Source organism: Roseovarius sp. MMSF_3298, from assembly GCF_030733705.1.
In the GTDB taxonomy this organism is placed as follows: domain Bacteria; phylum Pseudomonadota; class Alphaproteobacteria; order Rhodobacterales; family Rhodobacteraceae; genus Roseovarius; species Roseovarius confluentis.
The window spans coordinates 1-24532 of the sequence record NZ_JASHIN010000014.1; the positions used below are offsets into that span (position 1 = coordinate 1).

21 protein-coding genes and 1 pseudogene are annotated in these 24532 nt (G+C 64.1%); 12 read left to right on the forward strand and 10 right to left on the reverse strand.

What is annotated here, in order from left to right; genetic code table 11:
- The 4 genes and pseudogenes from RBB18_RS13340 to RBB18_RS13355 all read left to right on the forward strand — a co-directional run.
- Nucleotides 1–453 (forward strand): adenosylhomocysteinase (locus tag RBB18_RS13340; protein ID WP_306112231.1); only part of this gene is annotated, 453 nt, incomplete at its 5' end.
- Nucleotides 454–730: 277 nt separating this feature from the next.
- A pseudogene (locus tag RBB18_RS13345) lies at nucleotides 731–1524 on the forward strand (transposase); the annotation flags it as partial.
- Nucleotides 1525–1644: 120 nt separating this feature from the next.
- Nucleotides 1645–2643, forward strand: a complete 999-nt coding sequence (locus RBB18_RS13350) for a glycosyltransferase (protein ID WP_306112232.1) — start codon at nucleotides 1645–1647, stop codon at nucleotides 2641–2643.
- A gap of 132 nt (nucleotides 2644–2775) precedes the next feature.
- Entirely contained in the window at nucleotides 2776–4215 is a 1440-nt protein-coding gene (locus RBB18_RS13355) for a mannose-1-phosphate guanylyltransferase/mannose-6-phosphate isomerase (protein WP_306112233.1), read from the forward strand.
- Nucleotides 4216–4296: 81 nt separating this feature from the next.
- On the opposite strand, the gene RBB18_RS13360 is transcribed toward RBB18_RS13355, so the two are convergent.
- From RBB18_RS13360 to RBB18_RS13385, 6 genes are all read right to left on the reverse strand, one after another.
- Entirely contained in the window at nucleotides 4297–5793 is a 1497-nt protein-coding gene (locus tag RBB18_RS13360; protein WP_306112234.1) for a phosphomannomutase/phosphoglucomutase, read from the reverse strand.
- A 10-nt stretch (nucleotides 5794–5803) separates the two neighbouring features.
- Nucleotides 5804–6646 carry a 3-deoxy-8-phosphooctulonate synthase gene (kdsA, locus tag RBB18_RS13365; protein ID WP_306112235.1) on the reverse strand — a complete coding sequence of 281 codons (843 nt, stop codon included), beginning with the start codon at nucleotides 6644–6646 and terminating at the stop codon, nucleotides 5804–5806.
- A 3-nt stretch (nucleotides 6647–6649) separates the two neighbouring features.
- Nucleotides 6650–8290, reverse strand: a complete 1641-nt coding sequence (locus tag RBB18_RS13370) for a capsule biosynthesis protein (RefSeq protein ID WP_306112236.1) — start codon at nucleotides 8288–8290, stop codon at nucleotides 6650–6652.
- Nucleotides 8268–8927 carry an ABC transporter ATP-binding protein gene (locus RBB18_RS13375; protein WP_103763067.1) on the reverse strand — a complete coding sequence of 220 codons (660 nt, stop codon included), beginning with the start codon at nucleotides 8925–8927 and terminating at the stop codon, nucleotides 8268–8270. Before RBB18_RS13375 ends, RBB18_RS13370 begins: the two co-directional genes overlap by 23 nt.
- Nucleotides 8928–9137: 210 nt before the next feature.
- Nucleotides 9138–10166, reverse strand: coding sequence for a permease (locus RBB18_RS13380; RefSeq protein WP_306112237.1), 1029 nt, complete (start codon nucleotides 10164–10166; stop codon nucleotides 9138–9140).
- Nucleotides 10159–10515, reverse strand: a complete 357-nt coding sequence (locus RBB18_RS13385) for a helix-turn-helix transcriptional regulator (protein WP_103763069.1) — start codon at nucleotides 10513–10515, stop codon at nucleotides 10159–10161. The genes RBB18_RS13380 and RBB18_RS13385 overlap by 8 nt, the downstream gene beginning before the upstream one ends.
- 156 nt (nucleotides 10516–10671) lie before the next feature.
- Between RBB18_RS13385 and RBB18_RS13390 the strand changes: the two genes are divergently transcribed.
- Together RBB18_RS13390 and RBB18_RS13395 are read left to right on the forward strand one after the other, a co-directional pair.
- Complete coding sequence (locus tag RBB18_RS13390; RefSeq protein ID WP_103763070.1) at nucleotides 10672–11694, forward strand: aspartate-semialdehyde dehydrogenase; 1023 nt, start codon at nucleotides 10672–10674, stop codon at nucleotides 11692–11694.
- 159 nt (nucleotides 11695–11853) lie between these two features.
- The gene (locus RBB18_RS13395) at nucleotides 11854–13485 is read left to right on the forward strand and encodes a DUF4139 domain-containing protein (protein ID WP_306112238.1); all 1632 of its coding nucleotides are present in this window, start codon (nucleotides 11854–11856) and stop codon (nucleotides 13483–13485) included.
- A gap of 67 nt (nucleotides 13486–13552) precedes the next feature.
- Here the strand turns inward: RBB18_RS13395 and RBB18_RS13400 are convergent, their stop codons facing one another.
- Nucleotides 13553–14203, reverse strand: coding sequence for a carbonic anhydrase (locus RBB18_RS13400; protein ID WP_274594681.1), 651 nt, complete (start codon nucleotides 14201–14203; stop codon nucleotides 13553–13555).
- 152 nt (nucleotides 14204–14355) lie between these two features.
- Between RBB18_RS13400 and RBB18_RS13405 the strand changes: the two genes are divergently transcribed.
- From RBB18_RS13405 to RBB18_RS13425, 5 genes are all read left to right on the forward strand, one after another.
- Entirely contained in the window at nucleotides 14356–14736 is a 381-nt protein-coding gene (locus tag RBB18_RS13405; protein ID WP_306112239.1) for a hypothetical protein, read from the forward strand.
- Between the two features lie 65 nt (nucleotides 14737–14801).
- Entirely contained in the window at nucleotides 14802–16181 is a 1380-nt protein-coding gene (locus RBB18_RS13410; protein WP_306112240.1) for a M17 family metallopeptidase, read from the forward strand.
- Nucleotides 16178–17032: a C40 family peptidase gene (locus RBB18_RS13415; RefSeq protein ID WP_306112241.1), complete on the forward strand. Its 855-nt coding sequence runs from the start codon at nucleotides 16178–16180 to the stop codon at nucleotides 17030–17032. The genes RBB18_RS13410 and RBB18_RS13415 overlap by 4 nt, the downstream gene beginning before the upstream one ends.
- Nucleotides 17029–17991: an agmatinase gene (gene speB, locus RBB18_RS13420; protein WP_306112242.1), complete on the forward strand. Its 963-nt coding sequence runs from the start codon at nucleotides 17029–17031 to the stop codon at nucleotides 17989–17991. The genes RBB18_RS13415 and speB overlap by 4 nt, the downstream gene beginning before the upstream one ends.
- Nucleotides 17988–18848, forward strand: coding sequence for a class I SAM-dependent methyltransferase (locus RBB18_RS13425; protein WP_306112243.1), 861 nt, complete (start codon nucleotides 17988–17990; stop codon nucleotides 18846–18848). Before speB ends, RBB18_RS13425 begins: the two co-directional genes overlap by 4 nt.
- On the opposite strand, the gene RBB18_RS13430 is transcribed toward RBB18_RS13425, so the two are convergent.
- Entirely contained in the window at nucleotides 18826–20172 is a 1347-nt protein-coding gene (locus RBB18_RS13430) for a lytic murein transglycosylase (RefSeq protein ID WP_306112244.1), read from the reverse strand. The two genes, RBB18_RS13425 and RBB18_RS13430, sit on opposite strands and share 23 nt — an antisense overlap.
- A 97-nt stretch (nucleotides 20173–20269) precedes the next feature.
- Nucleotides 20270–20959 carry a YafY family protein gene (locus RBB18_RS13435; RefSeq protein ID WP_306112245.1) on the reverse strand — a complete coding sequence of 230 codons (690 nt, stop codon included), beginning with the start codon at nucleotides 20957–20959 and terminating at the stop codon, nucleotides 20270–20272.
- Between the two features lie 172 nt (nucleotides 20960–21131).
- On the opposite strand from RBB18_RS13435, the gene RBB18_RS13440 reads away from it, so the two are divergent.
- Complete coding sequence (locus RBB18_RS13440; RefSeq protein WP_306112246.1) at nucleotides 21132–22085, forward strand: calcium/sodium antiporter; 954 nt, start codon at nucleotides 21132–21134, stop codon at nucleotides 22083–22085.
- Nucleotides 22086–22172: 87 nt separating this feature from the next.
- Here RBB18_RS13440 and rnr read toward each other — a convergent pair whose 3' ends face one another.
- The gene (rnr, locus tag RBB18_RS13445; RefSeq protein WP_306112247.1) at nucleotides 22173–24464 is read right to left on the reverse strand and encodes a ribonuclease R; all 2292 of its coding nucleotides are present in this window, start codon (nucleotides 24462–24464) and stop codon (nucleotides 22173–22175) included.
- Nucleotides 24465–24532 lie beyond the last annotated feature (68 nt).

Below are 24532 nucleotides of genomic sequence, written 5' to 3' on the forward strand. Positions count from 1 at the left end.
GTGATCCGCATCGAGCACATGCGCGAGATGAAGGACATGGCGATCGTCGGCAATATCGGTCACTTCGACAACGAGATTCAGGTCGCCAGCCTGAAGAACCACAAGTGGACCAACATCAAGGAACAGGTCGACATGATCGAGATGCCCTCGGGCAACCGCATCATCCTGCTCAGCGAAGGGCGCTTGCTGAACCTCGGCAACGCCACCGGCCACCCGTCCTTCGTGATGTCGGCCAGCTTTACCAACCAGGTTCTGGCGCAGATCGAGCTGTGGAAGAACGGCGGCGAATACCAGAACGAGGTCTATATCCTGCCCAAGCACCTGGACGAAAAGGTCGCGCGGCTGCACCTGGACCGCATCGGCGTGAAGCTGACACAGCTCTCGCCTGAACAGGCCTCTTACATAGGCGTCAAGCCGGAAGGGCCGTTCAAGCCCGAGCATTACCGCTACTGAACACAACCAGCTTGGTCCGGCCGCTCAGGCCGGGCCAAACGCCGTGGCGACTTCTTCTTGACACGCCATCTTGACCGCGACATAAGGCCCACCCACCTCAAGATATCGCATCGTCCGGCACGCCTTTGCCGATGGCTGGATCAACGGCTGTGTCGCAAACTGCGCATTTGAACTAGCGAGGCTGACCGCTGGACACACTTATGCTGCCAGTGACCTGCCCCCGAAACTTCCCTCGTTGTGATGTAGAGTTTGCTCAACCTTTCGAAGGAGCAAACAGATGCGAAAGAGCCGTTTCACCGAGGCGCAGATCATCGGTATGATCAAGGAACAGGAGGCAGGAATGCCGACGGCGGAGGTGTGCCGCAAGCACGGTCTCAGCCAGGGGGCGTTTTACAAATACAAATCGAAGTATGGCGGCATAGAAGTGTCTGACGTCGCGAAGCTGAGGGCGATGGAAGATGAGAATGCCAGGCTCAAACGCCTGCTGGCGGACAGCATGCTGGACAATGCTGTTCTGAAGGATTTGCTGGGAAAGAGCTGACGACGCCGAATGAGCGGCGAGAGGCAGCGCGTCGCGCGATGCGGGGTCACGATATCTCGCAACGACGGGCCTGCCGACTTGTCGGTGTCGATCTGAAGACGGTCCGGCGCGAACGCCCGCGGGACAACCCCGAGATACGCAAGGAGATGAAAGCCGTCGCGGCCAAGCGCCGTCGCTTCGGCTACCGGCGGATCGGGGTGATGCTGGAGCGCAAGGGAATGATCATGAACCACAAGAAGCTGTATCGGCTTTACACGGAGGAGAAGCTGGGCGTCAGGCGACGACGGGGCCGGAAACGGGCGCGAGGATCGAGGACGCCAATGCCGGAAGCTCTGAGGTCGGGCGAACGCTGGTCGTTGGACTTTCTGTCCGACACGTTCGGTGCTTCACGCCGGTTCCGCATCTTGGCAGTGAACGATGATTGCTGCCGCGAGAACCTGTGCCTGATGGCCGATACCAGTATCTCGGGCGCCCGTGTGGCGCGGAAACTGGATGCGCTGATTCGCATCTATGGCAAGCCCGCGGCGTTGAAACGCATCGGTCAGGGCGGGCAGGCGCCTTTCTTCGAAGGCGTCTTTTACTTGTCGTGGGTCTGACTTTACGTGCCGCCTGCATCCCCACACTGGGTCGAATAATGCCGGAGGCGCGTCATGCATTATGAGCGGCGCAAAGAAGCAAGATTTTGCGACGCGCTTTCGGTGATCATTCCATGCTACAACCCTGATCCAGACCGGTTGTATGCCTGTCTTGAGAGCCTTGCGGCTGTATACCCCGCGCCGGAGATCGTCATGGTCGATGACGGGTGTGACGAGCCTCTTACAAGCGCGCTGCGCCTGCCTGAGGGACTTGGCCAACCGCGTATCCTGCGACATGCGATCAATCGTGGTCCGCTCGATGCTCGGCGCAGCGGGCTACTCGGGGCAACCCGGCCGTATATCCATTTCGTCGATGCGGACGATCTGGTGGATGTCGCTCTCTATCGCGCCCTGTCGGGGCGTGACCGACTGCCTGATATCCTGACATTCCGGGCCCTAAATCAGTTGGAGGATGGCAGCGAAACTTCGAGAGGGCAGCCCGAGATGGACCACACGCTATTGCAGCGCGCCGAGCGCGTGGAAAGCTTCTTTGGCTTTCGCTATCTGTTTTCCGTGTGGAACAAGATCTACACGCGCGAACTGGCCATGCAGGTACATGCCAACCTGCCGACTATGCTGGACCTCCGGTTTGGCGAGGATTTTGTCTTTAACGCCTACGCTTTTTGGCTGGCAGAGAGCCATGAACACGTGGAAACTGTGGGCTACAGGTACTGTCAGCACGCCGCCCAGGTCAGCGCGTCTGCGTCCCAGGAGAAGATGCAGCAAAGGTTGATCGCGGACCAGACGACGTCGATGACAACCGTTTTGGAATTTCTACTGGCTCAGGAGCCGGGAAAAGACCGTGACACAGCAGTGCACGCTTTTTCCGTGCGCGAATACCATGCGACGATGCGGTTGCTACAGAACACGCTTGGAGTCACACAGGCAACGCAGATTGACGAGGTCGCGCATTTGATGGACGCCCGTCTTGCGGTCTTTGCCCCCTGGGCGCGCGAGATCCTGCGGCAGCGGGAAAGAGCCGACGGCCTTCAGGCCCGAATTGCCGATCGTTAGAGTTCGCGCCAGGAACACGTTCTACGATTGGGGTGGCATTCAGCCTCGCCCATTCGCTAAGAACAGAGATGTTTAAATACGACCGGCCTGGGTCAGGCTGGACTGACATGAAACGAAACGAGGATCACGGCCATGCCAAATGTCACTCCTGTTATACTTTCCGGCGGCTCTGGGACTCGGCTTTGGCCGCTCTCGCGCAAGGGGCATCCTAAGCAATTCACCTCGCTTATCGGCCAAACCTCGCTGTTTCAGCAGGCGGCGGCGAGGGTTTCGGGACCTGGCTTTGAACCGCCCATCGTCATCACTCATGCCGATTTTCGGTTCGTCGTGCTTGATCAACTCAGGGACATCGAAGTTGATCCGGGGCTTGTGCTGATTGAGCCCGAGGGGCGCAACACGGCGCCCGCGGTGTTGGCGGCCACGTTGGCCGCGCTTGCCGAAGATCCGGACGCGGTTCTGCTTGTGGCGCCTTCGGACCATGTCATTCCCGATGCGCCAGCCTTTCGTGACGCCGTGACACGCGGGCTTGGAGCGGTCGAGGAGGGCCGGCTAGTGACATTCGGGATCGAACCGGACCGGGCCGAGACCGGCTATGGCTATCTTGAGCTGAACTCTGTCCCTGATCAGGACGGCAGACCCGAAGAGCTCAAGCGTTTCGTGGAAAAGCCCGATGCGGATCGGGCCGAGCAGATGCTGGCCGCTGGAAATTACCTTTGGAACGCCGGCATCTTTCTTTTTGCCGCAAAAGACATGAAGGCCGCGTTTGAAGCTTATGCGCCCGACCTGTTGGCGCCGGTCACCGCCGCGGTCGAGCAGGCGGAATCCGATCTGGGTTTTGTGCGTCTGTCACCCGATACTTGGGCGCAGGCCGACGATATCTCGATCGATTACGCGGTGATGGAAAAGGCCGACGCCCTGTCTGTCGTCCCGTACCGGGCCGGCTGGTCTGATCTGGGAAGTTGGGAAGCGGTGGCCCGCGAGATGGGCCAGGACGAAGAGGGCATCGCCGCCGAAGGGCCAGTGACGGCCATTGACTGCAAGGATGTCATGTTGCGTGCCGAAGATCCCGATCAGGAACTGGTGGCAGTAGGTGTCAGCGACCTCTTGGTCGTCGCGATGAAGGACGCGGTTCTCGTGGCGGATCCTGCCCGTGCCCAGGACGTCAAGCTGGCCGTATCGACGCTGAAGGAAAAAGGCGCGCGCCAAGGTGAGCTTTTTGCCATGGATCACCGCCCATGGGGGCATTTCGAGACCTTGGCGGCAGGTGACAGGTTTCAGGTCAAGCGTATCGTCGTCAAACCCGGCGCGCAATTGTCCCTGCAAAGCCACCATCATCGGTCTGAACACTGGATTGTCGTGGCCGGTACGGCACGTGTCACCATCGGTGACGAAGTGCAACTCGTGACCGAGAACCAGTCGGTGTACATCCCGCTTGGGATGAAACATCGGATGGAGAATCCGGGGAAGGTGCCAATGATCCTGATAGAAGTGCAAACCGGCACGTATCTGGGGGAGGATGACATCGTACGATTTGATGACATCTATGCGCGCGGCCAAGGTGCGAAAGGGTAGCTTTCTTGTTCAGGGCGCCGCCTGTTGAGTTGGGAAACAAGTATCGGTTTCGTGCATGTTTTGGACTGACCCGGAAAGGCTCTAGATGCTCTGGTCGTATTCGCCCACGGAAGGTTCGGTGCGGATGACGGTGTCGATCTCGGCGAAGATGGCGCGCATTTCCTCGTCTGACGTGGCGCTTTCGCAGACCACTACGAGGTTGGGCGTGTTGGACGACGCGCGCACCAGGCCCCAGCTGCCGTTTTCCAGGATCACGCGGGCGCCGTTGACGGTGACCACTTCCTTGATGGGCTGGCCGGCAAAGGTTTCGCCCGCCTCATGCTTGGCGACGAGTTTCTGCACCAGGCGGTCGAGCACGTCGTATTTCTCGGTGTCGCCGCAATGGGGCGACATGGTGGGAGTGGACCAGGTCGTGGGCAGGGCGCGGCGCAGGTCGGACATGGACATGTCGGGATTGCGGTCCATCAGCTTGCAGATTTCCACCGCGACGCGCATGCCGCAGTCGTAGCCGCGGCCCACCGGCTGGGCCAGAAAGTAGTGGCCGGATTTTTCGAACCCGGCGAGCGCACCCAGTTCCTTGACCCGGCGCTTCATGTGGCTGTGGCCGGTTTTCCAGTAGTCGGCTTTCACGCCGTTCTTCTGCAGCTCGGGGTCGGCGGCGAAGAGACCGGTGGATTTCACGTCGGCCACGAAGGTGGAGTTGGGGTGCAGCTTCGACAGGTCGCGGGCCATGATGACGCCCATCTTGTCGGCGAAGATCTCTTCGCCTTCGTCATCCACCACGCCGCAGCGGTCGCCGTCGCCGTCGAAACCGAGCGCGAAATCGGCGCCCGAGTCCTTCACAGAAGCGGCCATGTCGTGCAGCATTTCCATGGCTTCGGGATTGGGGTTGTAGTTGGGGAAGGTGTAGTCGAGCGTGTTGTGCGAGGGGATGACCTCGACGCCCAGACGCGCGAACAGCTCGGGCGCGAAGGCCGAGGCGGTGCCGTTGCCGGTGGCGCAGACGACGCGCAGTTTGCGGGACATTTTGAAGTCGCCGACGAGGTCGTCGAGATAGGCCTCGCGCACGCCGCTTACGAATTCGTAGCCGCCACCCGAATGGGGTTCGCCCTCGCCATTCAGGACGATGTCGCGCAGTTCTCCCATCTCGTCGGGGCCGTGCGTGAGGGGGCGGTCAAAGCCCATTTTGACCCCGGTCCAGCCGTTCGGGTTGTGCGAGGCGGTGACCATCGCGACGGCCGGCACATCGAGGTGGAACTGCGAGAAATAGGCCATGGGCGAGAGTGCCGGGCCGATATCCTTGACGTGGATGCCGGCCTGCATGAGGCCGACGATCAGGGCGTTCTTGATCGACAGCGAATAGTCGCGGTAATCGTTGCCGACCGCGATCACCGGGTCGATGCCGCGGCGGCGCATCTGGGTGCCGAGACCGAGGCCGAGGGCGGTGATGCCGGGCAGGTTGATCTCGTCGGGGTATTTCCAGCGGGCGTCGTATTCACGAAAGCCCGTGGGCGTGATCATCGGGTCGCGGAGAAATTCCCAGGTGTTCTGGGTCACGTCGGCGGCAGGCTTGGTCACGGAAATACCTTTAGTTTGGATCGATGCGGCAAGGATATTCTTTTGCCAGCCTGTCGAATTGCATGAGGCTGTGCAAGAGGGCGGGCATCTGGTCGAGCTGGATCATGTTGGGCCCGTCCGAGGGCGCGGTGTCGGGCGCCTCGTGCGTCTCGATGAAGACCGCCGCGATGCCCAAGCTGACGGCGGCACGGGCCATGACCGGGGCAAACTCGCGCTGGCCGCCGGAGCTGCCGCCCTGGCCGCCGGGCTGTTGCACGGAATGGGTGGCGTCCATCACCACCGGATAGCCGGTGGCGGCCATTTGCGGCAGGGCCCGCATGTCCGCGACCAGGGTGTTGTAGCCAAAGGAGGTGCCGCGTTCGGTCAGCAGGATGCGGGTGTTGCCGGTGCTCTCGATCTTGGAGATGACATTGGGCATGTCCCAGGGGGCGAGGAACTGGCCCTTTTTGACGTTGATCGCGGCACCGGTTTCGCCGGCGGCGAGCAGGAGGTCGGTCTGGCGACAGAGGAAGGCGGGGATCTGCAGGATGTCTACGACCTCGGCCACCGGGGCGCACTGGTCGGGCAGGTGAATGTCGGTCAGGACCGGCACGCCGAGCGCATCCTTGACGGATTGCAGGGTCTTCAGCCCTTCGTCGATGCCGAGGCCGCGCTTGCCCGACAGGGACGTTCGGTTGGCCTTGTCGAAGGACGCCTTGAAGACGTACTGGGCACCGGCGGCGGCGCAAGCCTCTTGCATTGCGCCCGCGATCATCCGGGCGTGATCGGCGCTTTCCAGCTGGCAGGGGCCGGCGATGACGGTGAGCGGCGCGTCGTTTCCGACGCGCAGGTCTGCGATTTCAACTGTTTTCATGTCTTACGACGAAACCTGTTCCTTGAGCACCGATGCGGTCAGCGACAGCAACAGGTAGATACCGCCGAAGATCAGGAACGCAAGCAAAGTGTTCTCGAACTTGCGCGGATAGGAGGGATCCTGCGAAGCGACGGGTTTCACCGCGACTGTCAGGTAGCGGACTTGCTTGTTCGCCTCGATCTCGGACTGGCGCTTGGTTTCCAGCGCGGATTGCAGGACCATGTCGGAGGTGGCGAGATCGGCCTGTGCCATCTGGATCTCGGCAGCCTGGCTGGCGAGCGAGGCGTTTTCCTCGGTCGCCTCGGTCAGGCGGGCGTTCTGCTTGGCGAGTTCTTGCGACAGGACCTCGACCTCGGAGCGCAGGGCCTCGACCCGGGCGGTGTTGGGGCGAGAGTTGGCCAGCTGGGTGTTGAGCGCCAGCTGCTTTTCCTGCAGCTGCAATTCGACGTTGCCGATGAGTTGGCGGATGTTGGCGATCTCGCCTTCGGGGTCGAGGATCGAGCCTTCCTGCAATTCGACGAGGCGGCGCTGGGCGGCGCGGCGTTCATCCTTGGCCTCTTGCAGCGCGGCCTCGGCGGTCTTGACGGCATCGAAGCGTTTTTCCTGGCTGAGTGCGTCGACGCGTTCCTCGGCGTATTCGATCAGCTTCTCGGAGAACTCCTGGCTGGTTTCGGGATCGGCGGTGGCGACCTCAAGCCGGATCACGCCCTCGGTCGGGTCATAGCCGAGGTTCACGTATTTCTCATAGACCTTGTAGGCGTCCTCGTTCGTTGCATCGGGCTCGAGACGCTGGATCGGGTCGATCTCTTCGCCGCTGAACATCGCCTTGAAGCCCACATCCTCGTTCAGGCGCAGCATGGCATCCTTGGATTCGAGGTAGGATTGGACCGCGATTGAATCCTGCCCGGTGGCGAATTGCGAAGGCAGAAGGCCGCCCAGACCGCCCTGGCCACTGCCGCCGCCGTCGGCGGTGATGATCAGGAACTCGGACTTGGTGGAATACATCGGAGTGGCGATGGCATAGAAATAATAACCCGCGATCAACGTCGGCAGCATCACGAATGCCGCCAGCCGCGACATGAGCAGCAGCATCTTCTTGCGGCGGCGCGAGGCGATGTCGCGCTGGATCTTCTGGATTTCGTGGGCGCGCCGGTCGGCCGGGCTGAGCTCGGTCGAGGGCAATGCGATCTGGCCCACCGGCACGGTCTGGGGCAATTGCACGCGTTCGCCGCCGGTTTCCGCGGGCAGCGTGTTTTCGCCGCCCGAGACCAGCTCGACGATGTTGGAACGCTGGAACGGGTCGATGCCGCGGGCGCGCAGGAGGCGGACCGCGTCGAAATCGGAGGTGGGGGCCAGCCCATGTTTCTGGGCCATGCGGCGAGCCATGCGCAATTGCCGGCCGGTCAGGCCTTCCTTGCGGATATCGTCGATATCCTGAGACACCGAGACCTCGCGGGTCGAAGATACTTCGCCCTCGTGCACCGGGGCGTGCTGAGTGTCGTCCACAGGCGGTTGTGGGGTGGTTTCCGGCGTCTGCTGCACCTCGTCTTCGACGCCGGTCTCGGGGCCGGGCCCGGCGGCATGTCCGTTGCCCGACACGGTGCGGCGGATGCGGAACTTTCTAGCCTTGGGTTTCGTAGTCATAGAGCCTTTTTGCCTCTTCCAAGGTGTCGAAAATATGCAGTTTGCCATCCATCAGGACGGCTGCCTCTCGCGCGAATTTCTCGAGCGTGGCGGGCTGGTGCGATACGATCACCACTGTGGTTGTACGCAGGCGTTCCCGAAGGATGTCGCCCGCGCGCCGGTTGAATTCAACGTCGGTGGAGCTGGGCATGCCCTCGTCGATAAGGTACATGTCGAAATCCAGCGCCAGCATCAACGAAAAGGTGAAGCGCGATCTCATGCCCGAGGAATACGTGCCGAGCGGCTGGTCGAAATATTCGCCAAGGTTGCAGACATAACGGCAGTATGCCTCGACATAGTCGGGGTCGAGCCCGTAGAGCGTGGCGATGTAGCGCGCGTTTTCCTTGGCCGAGACGCGGCTGATGACGCCGCCCATGAAGCCCAAGGGGAAAGAGATGCGGCAGCCGCGCCGGATCTCGCCCTCGTCGGGTTTCTCAAGGCCCGCCATCATCTTGATCAGGGTGGTCTTGCCCGTGCCGTTGGGGGCCAGGATACCGAGCGAGCGGCCAAGCTCCACCCGGAACGACACGCGGTCAAGGATCACCTTGCGCTGCGTGCCCGTCCAGAAGGACTTGCTGACATTGTCGAACTCGAGCATTTGGAAGCTCCGTCGCTGCTCTTGACCCTCGTTTAGCGAGGTTTTGTTGCGGCTGCGTTAGCCATGATCCCGTACATTATGTCGGAATTGTCCACGATGTGACAACAAATCGGGGCAAATTTGTGTGCATGGTAAGAAAAAACGAGGAAGCGGCGCGAAAGCCCGGGAAGCTCTCGCGCCGCGTGGTCGAGGTTAAGAGGTCTTGCAGGGTCAGGCGACGGCGTGCCACGCCATCCCGGCCAGAACGGCGCCGGTGAGCCCGAAGCCGAAATAGGCAAAGAAAATCCGTGGCTTGACTAACGCCCAGACGGCGATGGCGGCGGGGATGCAACTGACGCCGCCTGCGATGACGAAGCTCATCGCAGCACCTTGGCTCATGCCTTGCGCCAGCAGGGCATCGACCAGCGGCACGGCGGCATAGCCGTTGAGGTAGGCCGGCGCGCCGACAAGCGCCCCGAGAAGGATCGTTCCGATGCCGTCGCCGCCCAGCACCGAGGCAATGGTTTCAGCGGGGATGTATTGCAGCATCACCGCCTCGATCACGTAGGCCAGCGTCAGCCATTTCAGCAGGAGGATGCCGTTGTCGATGACGTTCTCGCGGAAGGTGGCGGTGCGCTCGTCTTCGGCCCAGAAACGCCAGACAGGGCTGCCTTGGAACGGCTTCTTCGCACCGCAGCACCCGCCGGTCTGGCGGTTTTCGCGCAGGGGGTCGGCGAATAGGGGCGAGCGGGCGAGCGCCATGGTGACGAAGCCGCCCATGAGGCCAACACCCACCGCGGCGGCGGCCTTGGCGACGGCGAAATCCCAGCCGATCGTTCCGGAGGTGATGAGGAACATGGCCGGGTCCATCAGCGGCGAGGCAAGCCAGAAGGCCATCACGGCCCCAAGCGGCGCGCCGAGCGCCAGCATGGCGGCGATGAAGGGAATGACCTCGCACGAGCAGAAGGGCGACAGGCCGCCCAGGAGAGCCGCGAGGAAGATCATGCGGACCTGACGGCCCTCGAAGGCCTTGGCCAGCAGGGTCTCGGCGCCGGTGGCCTTCATGTAGGCCACGGCGAGGACGGCGAAGACGATGAAGGGCGCGGTGTGCAGGAGCGCGCCCGCGGTGAAAGTCACTGTCGGCCAGAATTGCGGCGGGTCAAGCACGGCCACGGCGGAGAGGATCAGCGCCAGCGCCAGCCACGCCTTGTCGAGGCTCGCCCATCTGCGGCGCAGGGTGGGGGCGGAAATGTCAGCCATGGTCGTGGTCCTTTGGATCATCGTGCGCGCAATGGTCCCTGTCGGCACAGCATTCGCGCAGCAGAAAGTCGGCCAGCGCGTGCAACTCGTCATAGGCGACAGCGGCGCAGATGATGCTGCGGCCCTGTTTTTCCTGCCGTACGAGCCCGGCCTGTGCCAGAATCTTCATGTGATGGGTCAGGGTCGAGCCTGCAACCCCGGCGCGTTCACCCAACTCGCCGATGCGCAGCCCTTCGGGACCGGCGCGCACGAGGGTGCGCAGCACGGCGAGACGTTGTTCGGAGCCCAGCGCGGCAAAGGTCGAGGCGGTGAGGGCGAGATCGAGGTCGGGAATCGAGGTTTGTTTCATGTTTCTAGAATTATCGAAATTAGCGTCGCTTGCAAGCCATATTTCTAGAAATATCGAAATGACATGCTCCGTGAGCCCTGTGGAGCCCCTTTAACATCGCGCTGCACTGCGGTATGAGCGGCGCAAAGAGACCCGAACCGAAGAGGATTTCCCAAGATGGGTTACAAAATCGTCGTCGCGGGCGCCACGGGCAACGTGGGCCGCGAAATGCTGAACATCCTGGCTGAGCGCCAGTTCCCTGTCGACGAGATCGCGGTACTTGCCAGCCGCCGGTCCATCGGCACAGAGGTCAGCTTTGGCGATCAGACATTGAAAACCAAGGACATCGACGGGTTCGATTTCACTGGCTGGGATATGGCGCTGTTTGCCATCGGCTCGGAGGCCACCAAGAAATACGCGCCGATCGCGGCCAAGGCGGGCTGCGTGGTGATCGATAACTCGTCGCTGTACCGCTATGATGCCGATGTGCCGCTGATCGTGCCGGAGGTGAACCCGGATGCGATCATGGGCTATACCAAGAAGAACATCATCGCGAACCCGAACTGTTCCACTGCTCAGATGGTCGTGGCGCTGAAGCCGCTGCATGACCGCGCGAAGATCAAGCGCGTGGTGGTCAGCACGTACCAGGCGACCTCAGGCGCGGGCAAGGAAGGCGTCGACGAGCTGTGGGACCAGACCAAGTCGATCTACAACCCCACGGACGAAGTGCCGCCGAAGAAGTTCCAGAAGCAGATCGCCTTCAACGTCATTCCGCATATCGATGTCTTCATGGAAGACGGGTCGACCAAGGAAGAATGGAAGATGGTGGTCGAGACGAAAAAGATCGTGGACCCAAAGATCAAGGTCACGGCGACCTGCGTGCGGGTGCCGGTGTTCGTAGGCCACGCGGAATCGGTGAATATCGAGTTCGAGGAGTTCCTGGACGAGGACGAGGCGCGCGACATCCTGCGCGAGGCGCCGGGTATCATGGTCGTCGACAAGCGCGAGGACGGCGGATACGTCACGCCGATCGAATGCGTGGGCGATTTCGCCACCTTCATTAGCCGCATCCGGCAGGACAGCACGATCGACAACGGCATCAACCTGTGGTGCGTCAGCGACAACCTGCGCAAGGGCGCGGCGTTGAACGCGGTGCAGATCGCGGAAACGCTGGGCAACCGGGTGTTGCAGAAGGGCTAAGCCCCTACCATCGCCGTGAAATTCCGGCCGCGCCGTCCTTTCCCAAGGGCGGCGCGTTTTCTTTTCGTGAAAAAATTTCACGGTGCGGCCAAGAACGGCGGACTTGCGCGCGTCACATGAGAGACCGATCATCCGGCCAATTATCCTGGAGTAGACACCATGCGTTCGCTTTCCCTGATCATCCTTGCCGCCCTGCCGTTTCCCGCGCTGGCCGAAGACTTCGCCCTGTCGAGTGACGTGGGCACGGTCACGCTTTACCCGCAAGGCGCCACCATTACGCGGCAGGTGTCTTACAGCATCCCGGCGGGTCAGCATCAGCTGATCCTGACGGATTTGCCGCGGTCGACGCCGCTCGCTTCTGTTCGCGTGGCGGTCGAGGGCGCGGCGATGGGCAGCGTCACGACGCGACGCGATTTCGTGCCGCCGCGCACCGAGGAAGACACCGCCGCGTTGCAGGCCGCCCGCGCCGAGGTGGAGCGGCTGGAAGACGAGTTGCGGGATGCCCGCGCCGCGGTCGAGACGATCCGACTGGAGGCCGAGGCGGCGCGGGCGCGAGTAGCGTTTCTTGAGAAACTGGGCGAAGGCGAGGGCGTGACCGAGCTGGACATTGCCGAGTTGCGCGACCTGTCGGCGATGATCGGAGAAGAGACCTTGGCGGCGCTTCGCAACGCTCAGGATGCCGAGCGGCGCGCCGATGCGGTGGCGCGGTCGCTTGAAGATCTGGAAGAAGAGCTGGAGCGTGCGAAACAGGCCGAGGCCGCGCTGGTGCCCGAGCACGAGGACCGCGCGATGCTGGCGGTCGCCGTCAGCGCCGAGGCGGCCGCCGATGGCGTGCTGACGGTGACCTACAACACCGACGCGGCCGGGTGGGAGCCTGTCTATGACCTGCGGCTGGATCGGACCAGCGGCACGCTGACGCTGGAACGGGGCGCCTACGTGGCGCAGTCGACGGGCGAGAACTGGCAGGCGGCGGAACTGACCCTGTCGACCGTGCGCCCCAGCGAGCAGACCGCCCCGAGCGAGGTGTGGCCATGGCTGCGCCGGATCTACGAGGAGCAGATGCCGCAACCGCCCATCCCGCTGGCGCGCAGTGCCGCCGAGTCGGACATGGCGGCGGGGGCCGCCAAGGAAGAGGCGATGGCGGTCATGCCCGAGCCTGTCGCCGATTTCGACGGGCTGTCCGTGACCTACAGCTATCCGGGCACGGTGTCGGTCGCCACTGGGGCGGACCGGGTACGCCTTGCGCTGGGCACGCTGGAGACGCAGGCCGAAACGGTCGCCAAGGCGGTTCCGCTGAACGACCCCAGCGCGTTCCTGGTGGCGGAGTTCACCAACGACATGGGCGAGCTGATCCTGCCCACCGCAGAGGCAAGCTTTTACCTGGACGGGCGCTTCGTGGGGCAGCGTTACCTCGAGATGATTCCGGCAGGCGACGAGGCGGAACTGTCCTTTGGCCCGATCGAGGGGCTGCGCCTGACGCGTACGGTCGAGGACCGGGCCGAGGGCGACCGCGGCGTGATCTCGAAATCCAACCGGATATCCGAGACGGTGCGCATCGAGGTCGAAAACCTGACCGGCGAGAGCTGGGCGTTGCGGGTGCTGGACCGGGTGCCCTATTCCGAGCAGGAGGACCTCAAGATCAATTGGGAGGCCAGCCCCGCCCCGACAGCGGAGAGCGTCGACGACAAACGCGGCGTGTTGGCGTGGGAGTTCGAGCTGGGCGCGGGCGACACGCAGAATATCCGCCTGGAGCACACGATCCAATGGCCGGATGGCATGATGCTGCGCTGAGGCGGTTCGCGGCCCGAAAAGCCGCATGCGCCGCCCACGCGGGCGCGGTGCATGCGGCGCGCGGCAGCTAGACCGGGACGAAGCCTTTTTCCTCGGGCAGGTAATGCTCGATCACGCCTTCGCCGATATCGTGCCAGAGGCCGTGCAGGGTGAGGTTGCCCGATTCGATGGCTGCTGCCACGAAGGGGAAGGTGACGAGGTTTTCGAGGCTGACGAGCACGGCCTGCTTTTCCAATGCCGCCACGCGTTCTTCGGTATCCTTGATCTTTTTCACGCGTTCGTAGCCGGGGCGCAGGATATCCATCCAGCGGCCCACGAAGCTGGTCTTGTCGTTGAGTTCGGGCGCCTCGCCCGAGCACATCGCGTCGCAGCCGCGCACGCCGCCGCAATTGGAATGGCCCAGCACGATGACGTGCGCGACCTTTAGCGCGGTGACGGCGTATTCCACCGCCGCCGAGGTGCCGTGCTGCTGGCCGTCGGGGGTGAAGGGCGGCACGAGGTTGGCGATGTTGCGGTGCAAAAAGAATTCGCCCTGGTCGGCACCGAAGATGGCGGTGACATGCACGCGGCTATCGCAGCAGCAGATGACCATCGCGCGGGGGTGCTGGCCTTCTTGCGCCAGGTGGCGGTACCAGGCCTGGTTGTCCTGGTATTTCGTGGCCTTCCAGCCCTTGTAGCGTTGCACGAGATAGCTGGGGAGCGGGCGGACTCTCTTCATGGTGGCGCCTTTGGATCTGTCACGGTTCCTAACGGTGATAATCTGGATTCTAGAAGAATTCGAGATAGAAATTGGTCGGCGGCAAACCAATTCAAAAGGCTTTGCCGGCATGGTCGGCCCTGCCGAGGGGGCATGGAAATGTGGGAAAGACCGTGGAAAGAATTACTCTTTTGAACCAGACCGAGGTCGTGGAGCTGGACCAGGGGCGGTTGGAGCAGCTTTACCTTCAACTCGGCGAGGCCGGAGCCGAGGATGTCGTCTGCCGCGCACTGGAAGAATTGGCGGTGCGCCTGTCGCATACAGAGCGGTGCTTTCGCCGCAACCAGGTACAGGACATGCGCAAGAGCGCCCGGAGCCTGATCGCCATTGCCGAGCAGGTCGGGATGAGCAAGCTGGCGGGCGTGGCACGGGACGTGACGCTGAGCATCGACCTGTGTGATAAGGTAGCGGTGGCGGCCACGCTCGCGCGGTTGCTCAGGATCGGCGAGAGCTCTTTGCATGAAATCTGGGACGTGCAGGATTATTCTGTCTGAGGCCTTGCAGGTGCGGCGCTTAAGGCTAGGCTGAGCGGGAACGAAACCATCCCGGGACATGCGCCATGCCGCTTGAGTTTGCACCGGACGGGGCTGATGCCCTTCCGCTTCACGTGATCGAACAGGACGCGCTGGAGGATTGGCTGTCAGGCCAGTCCGCCAATGTGACGACATGGGTGAATGCGGCGGGATTCACCGGCGGGCTGGGCCAGTCGCTGCTGGTGCCGGATGGTAATGGCGCGCCGGAGATGGCGTTGGCAGGCTATGGTACCGAGGCCGCACGCAGGCGGGGGCGGTTTCACCTTGCCGGGCAGGCCGCGAGCCTGCCCGAGGGGGTCTATCGTCTGGAAGGGCTGGCGCCGGAGCGGGCCGCGGAAGAGGCGCTGGGCTGGCTGTTCGCGGGCTATGCCTTTGACCGCTACAAGGATCAGAAACCCGCCAAGGCGACGCTTGTGGCCCCCGAGGGGGTCGATGCGGCCCGGCTGGAGGCGATTGCCGCCGGCGAGGCGCTGACGCGCGACCTGATCAACACGCCTGCGTCGGACATGGGGCCTGCCGAACTGGAGGCGGCCTGCGCCGACCTGGCCAAGGAGCAGGGCGCGGAGATCGAGGTCATTCGCGGCGAGGCGCTGCTGGACGAAAACTTTCCGATGATCCACACGGTGGGGCGCGCCGCCGACCAGGCGCCTCGGCTGATCGACATGCGCTGGGGCGACACCGGGCCGAACCTGACGTTGGTGGGAAAAGGTGTATGTTTCGACACCGGGGGGCTGAACCTGAAGCCGGGCGCAAGCATGGGCCTGATGAAGAAGGATATGGGTGGCGCGGCGACGGTGCTGGGATTGGCCCGTATGATCATGGCGCTGAAGCTGCCGGTGCGCTTGCGGGTGCTGATCCCGGCGGTGGAAAATTCCGTCAGCGGCAATGCATTTCGCCCCGGCGACATCCTGACCGCACGCAATGGCATGACGGTGGAAATCAACAACACCGACGCCGAAGGGCGGCTTGTGCTGGCCGATGCGCTGAGCTTTGGGGCCGAGGATGAACCGGACCTGATGATCTCGATGGCGACGCTGACCGGAGCCGCACGGGTGGCGGTGGGGCCGGATATCGCGCCGTATTTCACCGATGACGGGGTGCTGTCCGGCGCGCTGGACGCGGCGGCGTTGGAGGTGGCAGACCCTGTCTGGCGCCTGCCGTTCCATGAGCCCTACGAGGCTATGATCGAGCCGGGGATTGCCGATCTGGACAACGCGCCCAAAGGCGGGTTCGCTGGCGCGATCACTGCCGCGCTGTTCCTGCGGCGGTTCGCGGGTGGCACGCGATACGCGCATTTTGACATATACGGCTGGAGCCAGAGTGCTGCGCCGGGCCGTACCAAAGGCGGGGTCGGTATGGGTGCACGGGCGCTGCTGGAGGCTTTGCCCGAGGTGCTGACGCTGTGACCGACCGCCGGCGGCTGCATTCCAACGGCCGCGTGGCCGATGCGGGCCTTCTGGGACAGGTCGAGGCGGAGTTGTTCGTGGAAGGCGAAGACCGGCAGGTGATCGTGCCTGTCACGCCAGTCCTGTCGGAGCCGGAGGGCAAGCGCGAGCGTGAACTGGTATTTGGCGAGGGTGTGCGCCAGCTGGAGGAGCGGGACGGCTGGGTCTTTGGCTATGCGCTGCGCGATGGGTATGCGGGGTATGTCGGGGCCGGTGATCTTGCCTTGCCGAAAGGGCCGCCGAACCATGTGGTGCGGGCGCGAATGTCCTATGCGCTGGGAGAACCGGATTTCAAGGCGAAGACCGAGCATCTTGCGCTGAGCCTTGGGGCCTGGGTGAGCGTGACCGGCACCGAGGGGCGCTGGGCCGAGATCTTGGCACCGGAGGGCCGGATGTACGTCCCGGCGGTGCATTTGCGCGTGGCCCGCGCGGTCGAAGCCGATCCGGTGGGCGTGGCAGAGCGACTTGTGGGCACGCCCTATGTGTGGGGCGGGAACTCGGCGCTGGGGATCGATTGTTCGGGGCTGGTGCAGGCCGGGTGCCTCGCTTGTGGTGTGGCTTGCCCCGGCGACAGCGACATGCAGGAGGCGGAACTTGGTGAGGCGCTGCCCGAAGACGCGCCGTTGCAGCGTGGCGATTTGCTGTTCTGGAAAGGGCATGTGGCATGGGTGGTTGACCCCGAGACGATCCTGCATGCCAATGCGTATCACATGGCCGTCGCTTATGAACCATTGCAAGACGCCGTCGCGCGGATCGAGGCGCAGGGGGACGGGCCGGTGACGGCCCGCAAGAGATTGGAGACAAAGCCATGAGTGACCCGTTCTTTCAGCCCGTTTCCGGGTTCGAGCTGCCGCGTTTCGCCGGTGTGCCGACCTTCATGCGGTTGCCGCATCTGTTGCCGGATCATGCGCGGTATGGCGACGTGGATGTGGGGATCATCGGGGTGCCTTGGGACAGCGGGACGACGAACCGCCCCGGGCCACGCCACGGGCCGCGGCAGTTGCGCGATGCGTCCACGATGATCCGGGCGCAGCATGCGGTGAGCGGCGTGCGACCGTTCGAGGCGCTGAACTGTGCCGATCTGGGCGATGTAGGGCCGAACCCCGCTGATATCGCGGACAGCATGGAGCGGATCACGAACTTTTACCAAGGCGTCGTGGATGCCGGGATCACGCCGCTGACGGCGGGGGGCGATCACCTGACCAGCCTGCCGGTGCTGCGTGCGGTCGCCCAAAACGGCCCTCTGGGCATGGTGCATTTCGACAGCCATACGGACCTTTTTCACAGCTATTTCAACGGCCAGATGTACACCCACGGCACGCCCTTCCGCCGCGCGGTGGAGGAGAGTCTGCTGGACCCCAAGCGCGTGGTCCAGATCGGGCTGCGCGGCAGCATGTACGATTCCGAGGACCGCGATTTCGCCCGCGCCGAGGGCATCCGGCTGATCCTGATCGAGGAGTTCTTCGAACGAGGCGTGGCCGACGTGATGGCCGAGGCGCGTGAGATCGTGGGGGATAAGCCCGCTTACGTGTCCTACGACATCGACTTCGTAGATCCGACCTTTGCGCCCGGAACCGGCACACCCGAGGTGGGCGGTCCGAACTCGTACGAGGCGTTGCAGGTCTGCCGGGAACTTGAGGGCGTCAATATCGTGGGCGCCGACATGGTCGAAGTGTCGCCGCCGTTCGATGCCAGTGGGAACACGGCCTTTCTGGGCGTGTCGATCATGTTCGAGATCCTGTGCGTGATGGCCGCGGGACGCGCAAAATGAGTGCGATCGTCAATACCGAGCAGGCCGAGCATTGGTCGGGCAAGGCGGGCGAGGTCTGGGTGCGTGAACAGGCAATGTTCGATGGGCTGATGGCGCCGGTGCTGGACTTGTTGCTGGCGCGGGCAGGACTGCAAACCGGGAGCCGCGTGGTCGATATCGGCTGCGGCACAGGCGCTGGGTTGATCGCCGCGGCGGAGCTCGTGGGCGAGGGCGGCCACGTGATCGGGCTGGACGTGTCGGAGCCGATGCTGGAGCTGGCGAAAGAGCGGCTGGAGTCAGAGGGCGTGACCAATGCGACCTGCCTTTTGGCCGATGCGCAGGTGCATCCGTTCGGCGACATGGCGGCGGATCACCTGGTGTCGCGCTTTGGCGTGATGTTCTTTTCCGATCCCGTGGCAGCCTTTGCCAACATGCGGGGCGCGTTGAAACCGGGCGGGCGCATGACCTTCGTGTGCTGGGCCGGGATGGACGGCAACCCCTGGTTTCGCATCCCTGCCGAGGCGGCGAAGGCCGTGGTTGGCGCGCCCCCACAACAGGACCCGCGTGCGCCGGGGCCGATGGCATTTTCAGAGGCGGACTACGTGCGGGATATTCTGGGGCAGGCCGGGTTCGAGGGGATCGGGCTGACCACTGAAGAGATCACGCTGACGCCCATTGGCGACCTTGAGCAGAATGCCACCTTCGCGTCACGCGAAGGGCCCGCCGGGAGGATCGTCAAGGACATGGGCGGTGGTCGCAAGGACTATGTCGCCGTGGCGGCGAAGCTGCGCGAGGCCTTGAAAGCGTTCGAGCCCCCGGAAGGCGCGCTGCGCATTCCGGGGCGGGTGCACATGGTCAGCGCGACCGCAGGCGGTTGAGCACCTCGCGCGAGGCGTAGCCGTCGACCTTCATGCCCGCGCTTTGCTGGAAGCCCATGATCGACTTGGACGTGTTCGGCCCGATGATGCCGTCGATCTTTTCCAGCGGATAGCCCATTTGCTTCAGCCGGCGCTGGATTTCCTTGCGTTCCTCGAAGCTGACGGGGGTATAGCCGCGCGGCCAACTGGCCTGGATCGCGGGGCCGCCCTTGATGCGGTCGGACAGGTGCCCGACGCCGATCGCGTAGGCGTCGGCATTGTTGTAGCGCTTGATCACGTCGAAATTGGAAAAGACCATGAAGGACGCGCCGGCAGGCCCCGCCGGTTGCAGGATGCGGGCCGAGCCGTAGTCGCGCACCGGGCGGCCATCGACGCCGACGACGCCCTGCGCGGCCCATTGCGAGGGCATCCGGCTCGTGTTGCCGAAGCGGGCGCCATTGGGCACGCGCACTTCGACGCCCCAGGGCATGCCCTTGCGCCAGCCGAAACGCTTGAGATAGGCGGCGGTGGAGGCGAGCGCGTCGGAGGGATCATTGGACCAGATGTCGCGGCGCCCGTCGCCAGTGAAATCCACGGCATAGGCTTCATAAGATGTGGGAATGAACTGCGTATGGCCCATCGCGCCGGCCCAGGAGCCGGTGAAGTTTCGCGGCGTGGTGTCGCCGTTCTGCAGGATCTTCAGCGCGGCCATTAGCTGTTTCTCGAAGAAATCGCCCCGGCGGCCGTCGAAGGCCAGCGTCGAGAGCGCCTCTATCACGGGGATGTCGCCCATGCGGGTGCCGTACTTGCTTTCCAGGCCCCAGACGGCGGTGACGACCTCGGCCTCGACGCCGTAGGCCTGTTCGATCCGGTTCAGGGCGCGGCGGTGGCGGCGCAAGGCGTTTTGGCCCATGCCGACACGTTCGGGCGAGGCGGCGCTGTCGAGGTAATCCCAGATCTGGCGTTTGAACTCGGCCTGGTTGCGGTCTTTCGAGACCACGTCCGCGTTATAGTTGATGCCGCGGAAAGCGGCGTCGAAGACCTGCGCCCTGATCCCGCGCGACAGGGCGCGACCGCGGAACGAGCGGACCCAATTGTCGAAGGCGGGGTTGGAGACGCGGGTGACCTGCGCCTCGCCTGTGCTTTCGCTCAAGACTTCGGGGCGCAATTTCGGGCGAAGGGACTTGGTCGAGACGGCGACCCGTGTGACCTGTGGCGTCGGCGTGGCCGCCTGTGCCGCTGCGGGTCGTACGACGGGCCGGATCGACGATTCGAGGGCCGTGGCCGCCGCGCCGCCGGACAGAAGGGCAGCGCCCAGAACTGGAAAGAGATACCTGACAAACATTGCTCGCCCCTTTTGGATGGGTTTGATTGGAGCATAGCCTGAAACAGAGTGTTTCAAAAGTGTTCAATGATGGGGCCGGGCGAAGTGTCGCCGTTCTTCAGGCCGTGTCGCAGGTCATGGCGGCAAGGCATTCGCGCAGTAGGATCGCGCGGCGGGGGCGGAAGGACGCGCCGGTCAGTTCCAGCCCGTGCATCCGGTCGAGGCGGAAGGCGCGGAAATCGCCGCGCAAGTGGCAGAAGGCCAGAAGGCAGAGCGAGGATTGCATGAGGACGACCGACAACGGGTCGACCTCGCGCGTGGTTTCGCGGCCCTCGGCGTCGGAATAGTCGAAACGGATGGTCTTTTCCTCCCACGTGGCGCGGCGCAGGCGGGCGGTGTCGACGCCGGATTGCGGCAGAGGGGTAAAGCGGCGGGCCGAGAGCACGGCGTGATCCAGCCGGTGCGCCTGGGCCTGCGGCAGGCGGGCGCGCAGCTTGGCCAGCGCCGATTGCGCGGCTTCGGCCAAGGTGCTGTCGCCCACCTCTTCGACCTCGCGCAGGCCCAACACAAGCGCCTCGAGTTCGTCCTCGTCAAGGTTGAGCGGGGGCAGGGCGGCGTCCTCGATCAGGCGGTAGCCGAAGCCCGCCGCACCGTCGATCACCGCGCCAAGACCGCGAAGGGCGTCGATGTCGCGATAGATCGTGCGAGCGGTCACGTCGAGCCGGTCCGCCAGCGCCTGCGCCGTGGCGGGGGGCGGCACGATGCGTAGGGCCTGCATCAATTTGAAAAGGCGTTCAGTCCGGGTCATGGCGCCGAGTATGCTGCCACATGGTGACAAGATTTGTCAGCATAGTTTGGCCGCAGGCGACGCGATGCACCTGTCACGGCAGCGAAATCTTTCCAGTGTCGTCTTGAATTGGGACGGAGCCTGCTCAGATTCGCTGCAACGCGTCTGATGCGCGGGATTGGAGTTACCTGAATTGGATATCGTCTTCGTGATCGCCGGGCTTGCAGGCCTGATCCTTGGCGGTGAATTGCTGGTGCGCAACGCGGTGCAACTGGCGCGGGGGATAGGCGTGTCGCCGCTTGTGATCGGGCTGACCATCGTGGGGTTCGGCACCTCGGCGCCGGAACTGGTGACCAGCTTGCAGGCGGCGTGGGTCGGTGCGCCGGGGATCGCGCTGGGCAACGTGGTGGGCAGCAATATCGGCAATACGCTGTTGATCGTGGGGGTCGCGGCGCTGATCTCGCCCATTCTTGTGGCGCGGCGGGCACTGGCGCGGGACGGGGCCGTGATGCTGGGCGCGACGTTGGCCTGCGCGGCTATGGTGCTGAGTGGCGAGATGGGGCGCTTGGCCGGGCTGGGGCTCGTGCTCGCGCTGGCGGGCTACCTGGCCTTTACCTTCATGGCAGAGCGCAAGGGGCCGACGGCGGCGGGCGAGGTGTATGCCGCAGAAGGCGATTTGTTGCCCGAAGCGCCGGTGCGGGCGGGCCGTGCGGCGCTGGGGCTGTTGATCGGGCTGGTTGTTATCCTGGCCGGGGCGCGGTTCCTGGTGTCAGGGGCCGTAGGACTGGCGCAGATGCTGGGGATGAGCGACGCGGTGATCGGATTGACCGTGGTGGCAATCGGCACGTCGATGCCGGAGTTGGTGACCTCGGTGCTGGCGGCCCGCAAGGGGCACGGCGAGGTGGCGTTCGGGAACATCATCGGCAGCAACATCTTCAACATCCTCGGCATACTGGGGGCGACGGTCTTGGTGGTGCCGATGGCCGCACCCTTGCCGATCACGGGGGTGGACCTGGCCGTGTTGGTGGGCTCGGCGGTGGTGTTAGTGGCGTTCGCCTTTACCGGCGCGCGGATCGATCGGCGTGAGGGGGCCGTGCTGCTGGCGGCCTACGCTGCTTATATTGTCTGGCTGTTGGCGAGCATCTAGCGGCGTTTCCGGGGCAGTTATGAAAATGCATCGTTTTCTGCGTTCGAAGAGGCAGCGAAAAGCGTATCAATTCATCCCGGAAACGCCTTAGCGACGCTTGCGTGAGACCTTGCGCTTGGTCTTGTCGGATTTGTGCTTTTCGCGCGCCAGCTTGCGCTTGGGGCCGCCGCGCCCGCCCTTGGGCTTGCCGCGTCCCCGCCCCTTGCGGGGCGTGTCCGAACCGCCGGGCGTGATCGTCTTGCCGTCGAGCCGCACGAGGTCGAGCGCGAGACCGCCGGTGACAGGTGCCGCCTCGCTGAGGCGGACGACGACGCGCTGACCGAGTCCGATGACCATGCCGGTGTCGGACCCCATCAGGGTGCCGCGGTCGCGGTCGAGGTGGAAATACTCGTTGCCAAGCGCGCGCATCGGGATGAGGCCGTCGGCGCCGGTCTCGTCCAGCCGGACGAAGGCGCCGAACTTGGCGATGCCGCTGATCCGCCCGGTGAATTCCTCGCCCACGCGTTCCGACAGGAAGGCGGCGAGGTAGCGGTCATTGGTGTCGCGCTCGGCCATCATCGAGCGGCGCTCGGTTTCCGAGATATGCTCGCCGATGCTTTGCAGGCGCTCCTCGTCGAATTTCGACAGGCCGTCCTCGCCCCAGCCATGCGCCGAGATCAGTGCGCGGTGCACGATCAGGTCGGCATAGCGCCGGATGGGCGAGGTGAAATGCGCGTAGGATTGCAGGGCGAGGCCGAAATGCCCGAAATTGGAGGGCGCGTAATAGGCCTGCGTCATCGAGCGCAGGGTGGCGAGGTTGATGACTTCGACGTGGTCGGTGCCCGCCGCGCCGTGCAGCAGTTGGTTGAGGTGGGCCGTCTTCAGCACCTGGCCCTTGGCCAGCGTCAGGCCCGCGGCCTCGGCCACCTCGCGCAGGGTGTCGAGTTTCTCTGGCGGCGGTTCCTCGTGGACGCGAAACAGGAGCGGGGATTTCTTGGCAATCAGCGTCTCGGCGGCGGCCACGTTGGCCAGCACCATCATGTCCTCGATCAGCTTGTGGGCATCGAGGCGGTCGGCGAAGTTGACCGATGTGACCTTGCCTTCGTCGCTGAGCACGACCTTGCGTTCCGGCAGGTCGAGGTCGAGCGGTTGGCGGTTGGCGCGCGCCTCCTGCAGGGCGGCGAACGCCTCGTAAAGCGGGTTTATGACCTCGTCCATGAGGGGGCCGCATTTGTCGTCCGGGTCGCCGTCGCGGGCAGCCTGTACCTGCTGGTAGGTGAGCGAGGCGGCGGAGCGCATCAGGCCGCGCACGAAGCGGTGGCCGATCTTTGTCCCGTGGGCGTCGATCTGCATGCGCACGGCGATGCAGGCGCGGGGCACGCCTTCGTGCAGCGAGCAAAGGTCGCCGGACAGCCGGTCGGGCAGCATCGGCACGACGCGATCGGGGAAATAGCTGGAGTTGCCGCGCTTGCGGGCCTCGGCATCGAGGGCCGAGCCGGGGGTGACGTAGCAGGCGACATCGGCGATGGCGACCCAGATGACGTGCCCGCCCTCATTTTTGGGGTCGTCGTCGGGATGGGCCCAGACGGCATCGTCGTGGTCGCGGGCGTCGGCGGGGTCGATGGTGACGAGCGGCAGGTCGCGCAGGTCTTCGCGGCCCTTGAGGCCTTGCGGTTTCTGTGCGTCGGCCTCGGCGATGACGTCATCGGGGAAATCGTCGGGAATGCCGTGCTGATGGATGGCGATGAGCGACACGGCCTTGGGCGCGGTCGGGTCGCCCAACCGGTCCAGGATGCGGGCCTGCGGCAGGCCCATGCGGCCCTTGGGCCCGGCCTGTTCGGCCTCGACCAACTCGCCATCCTTGGCGCCGCCTGTGGCGGAGGGTGCCACGGTCCATTCCTTGCCGTCGCCCTTGTCGATCGGCAGGATGCGCCCGCCCTCGGCGGTTTTCTTGAAGATGCCCAGCACCTTGCGCGGGTTGGTCCCGATCCGGCGAATGAGTCGCGCCTCGTAGTGATGCGCCTCGCCCTTGACCTCTTGCAGGCGGCCCAGGATGCGGTCGCCGGGGCCGAGCGCGGGATCGCTGGCGCGGGGGATCAGCAGGACGACCGGTTCCACCCCCTCGCCATGCCATTCCAGCGGGCGCGCCAGCAGCTCTCCATCGGGGGTCTGGTCACTGACTTGCAGCACGCTCACGGGTGGCAGCTTGTCGGGGTCGCGATAGGTTTTCTTGCGCTTTTCCAGATGCCCCTCGGCCTCGAGCTCCTTCAGGATGCGCTTGAGGTCGATCCGCGCCGCCCCCTTGATGCCGAACGCCTTGGCGATGTCCCGCTTGGAGGTCAGGGTCGGATTGTCCGAGATCCATTGCAGGACCTGTGATTTGGAGGGCAATTCGCTCATGCAATGGCACCTAGCACGAAGGTGGGGTGCGTTCCATGCGAAGATTGCCGTCGCGGCCCGCCGCACCT

Bases quoted from the DNA above. Each gene is read 5' to 3' on its own strand.
- RBB18_RS13350 (WP_306112232.1), top strand. From the start codon at position 1,645: ATGCATTATGAGCGGCGCAAAGAAGCAAGATTTTGCGACGCGCTTTCG.
- RBB18_RS13355 (WP_306112233.1), top strand. From the start codon at position 2,776: ATGCCAAATGTCACTCCTGTTATACTTTCCGGCGGCTCTGGGACTCGG.
- kdsA (WP_306112235.1), bottom strand. From the start codon at position 6,646: ATGAAAACAGTTGAAATCGCAGACCTGCGCGTCGGAAACGACGCGCCG.
- RBB18_RS13370 (WP_306112236.1), bottom strand. From the start codon at position 8,290: ATGACTACGAAACCCAAGGCTAGAAAGTTCCGCATCCGCCGCACCGTG.
- RBB18_RS13375 (WP_103763067.1), bottom strand. From the start codon at position 8,927: ATGCTCGAGTTCGACAATGTCAGCAAGTCCTTCTGGACGGGCACGCAG.
- RBB18_RS13380 (WP_306112237.1), bottom strand. From the start codon at position 10,166: ATGGCTGACATTTCCGCCCCCACCCTGCGCCGCAGATGGGCGAGCCTC.
- RBB18_RS13385 (WP_103763069.1), bottom strand. From the start codon at position 10,515: ATGAAACAAACCTCGATTCCCGACCTCGATCTCGCCCTCACCGCCTCG.
- RBB18_RS13390 (WP_103763070.1), top strand. From the start codon at position 10,672: ATGGGTTACAAAATCGTCGTCGCGGGCGCCACGGGCAACGTGGGCCGC.
- RBB18_RS13395 (WP_306112238.1), top strand. From the start codon at position 11,854: ATGCGTTCGCTTTCCCTGATCATCCTTGCCGCCCTGCCGTTTCCCGCG.
- RBB18_RS13400 (WP_274594681.1), bottom strand. From the start codon at position 14,203: ATGAAGAGAGTCCGCCCGCTCCCCAGCTATCTCGTGCAACGCTACAAG.
- RBB18_RS13410 (WP_306112240.1), top strand. From the start codon at position 14,802: ATGCCGCTTGAGTTTGCACCGGACGGGGCTGATGCCCTTCCGCTTCAC.
- speB (WP_306112242.1), top strand. From the start codon at position 17,029: ATGAGTGACCCGTTCTTTCAGCCCGTTTCCGGGTTCGAGCTGCCGCGT.
- RBB18_RS13425 (WP_306112243.1), top strand. From the start codon at position 17,988: ATGAGTGCGATCGTCAATACCGAGCAGGCCGAGCATTGGTCGGGCAAG.
- RBB18_RS13430 (WP_306112244.1), bottom strand. From the start codon at position 20,172: ATGTTTGTCAGGTATCTCTTTCCAGTTCTGGGCGCTGCCCTTCTGTCC.
- RBB18_RS13435 (WP_306112245.1), bottom strand. From the start codon at position 20,959: ATGACCCGGACTGAACGCCTTTTCAAATTGATGCAGGCCCTACGCATC.
- rnr (WP_306112247.1), bottom strand. From the start codon at position 24,464: ATGAGCGAATTGCCCTCCAAATCACAGGTCCTGCAATGGATCTCGGAC.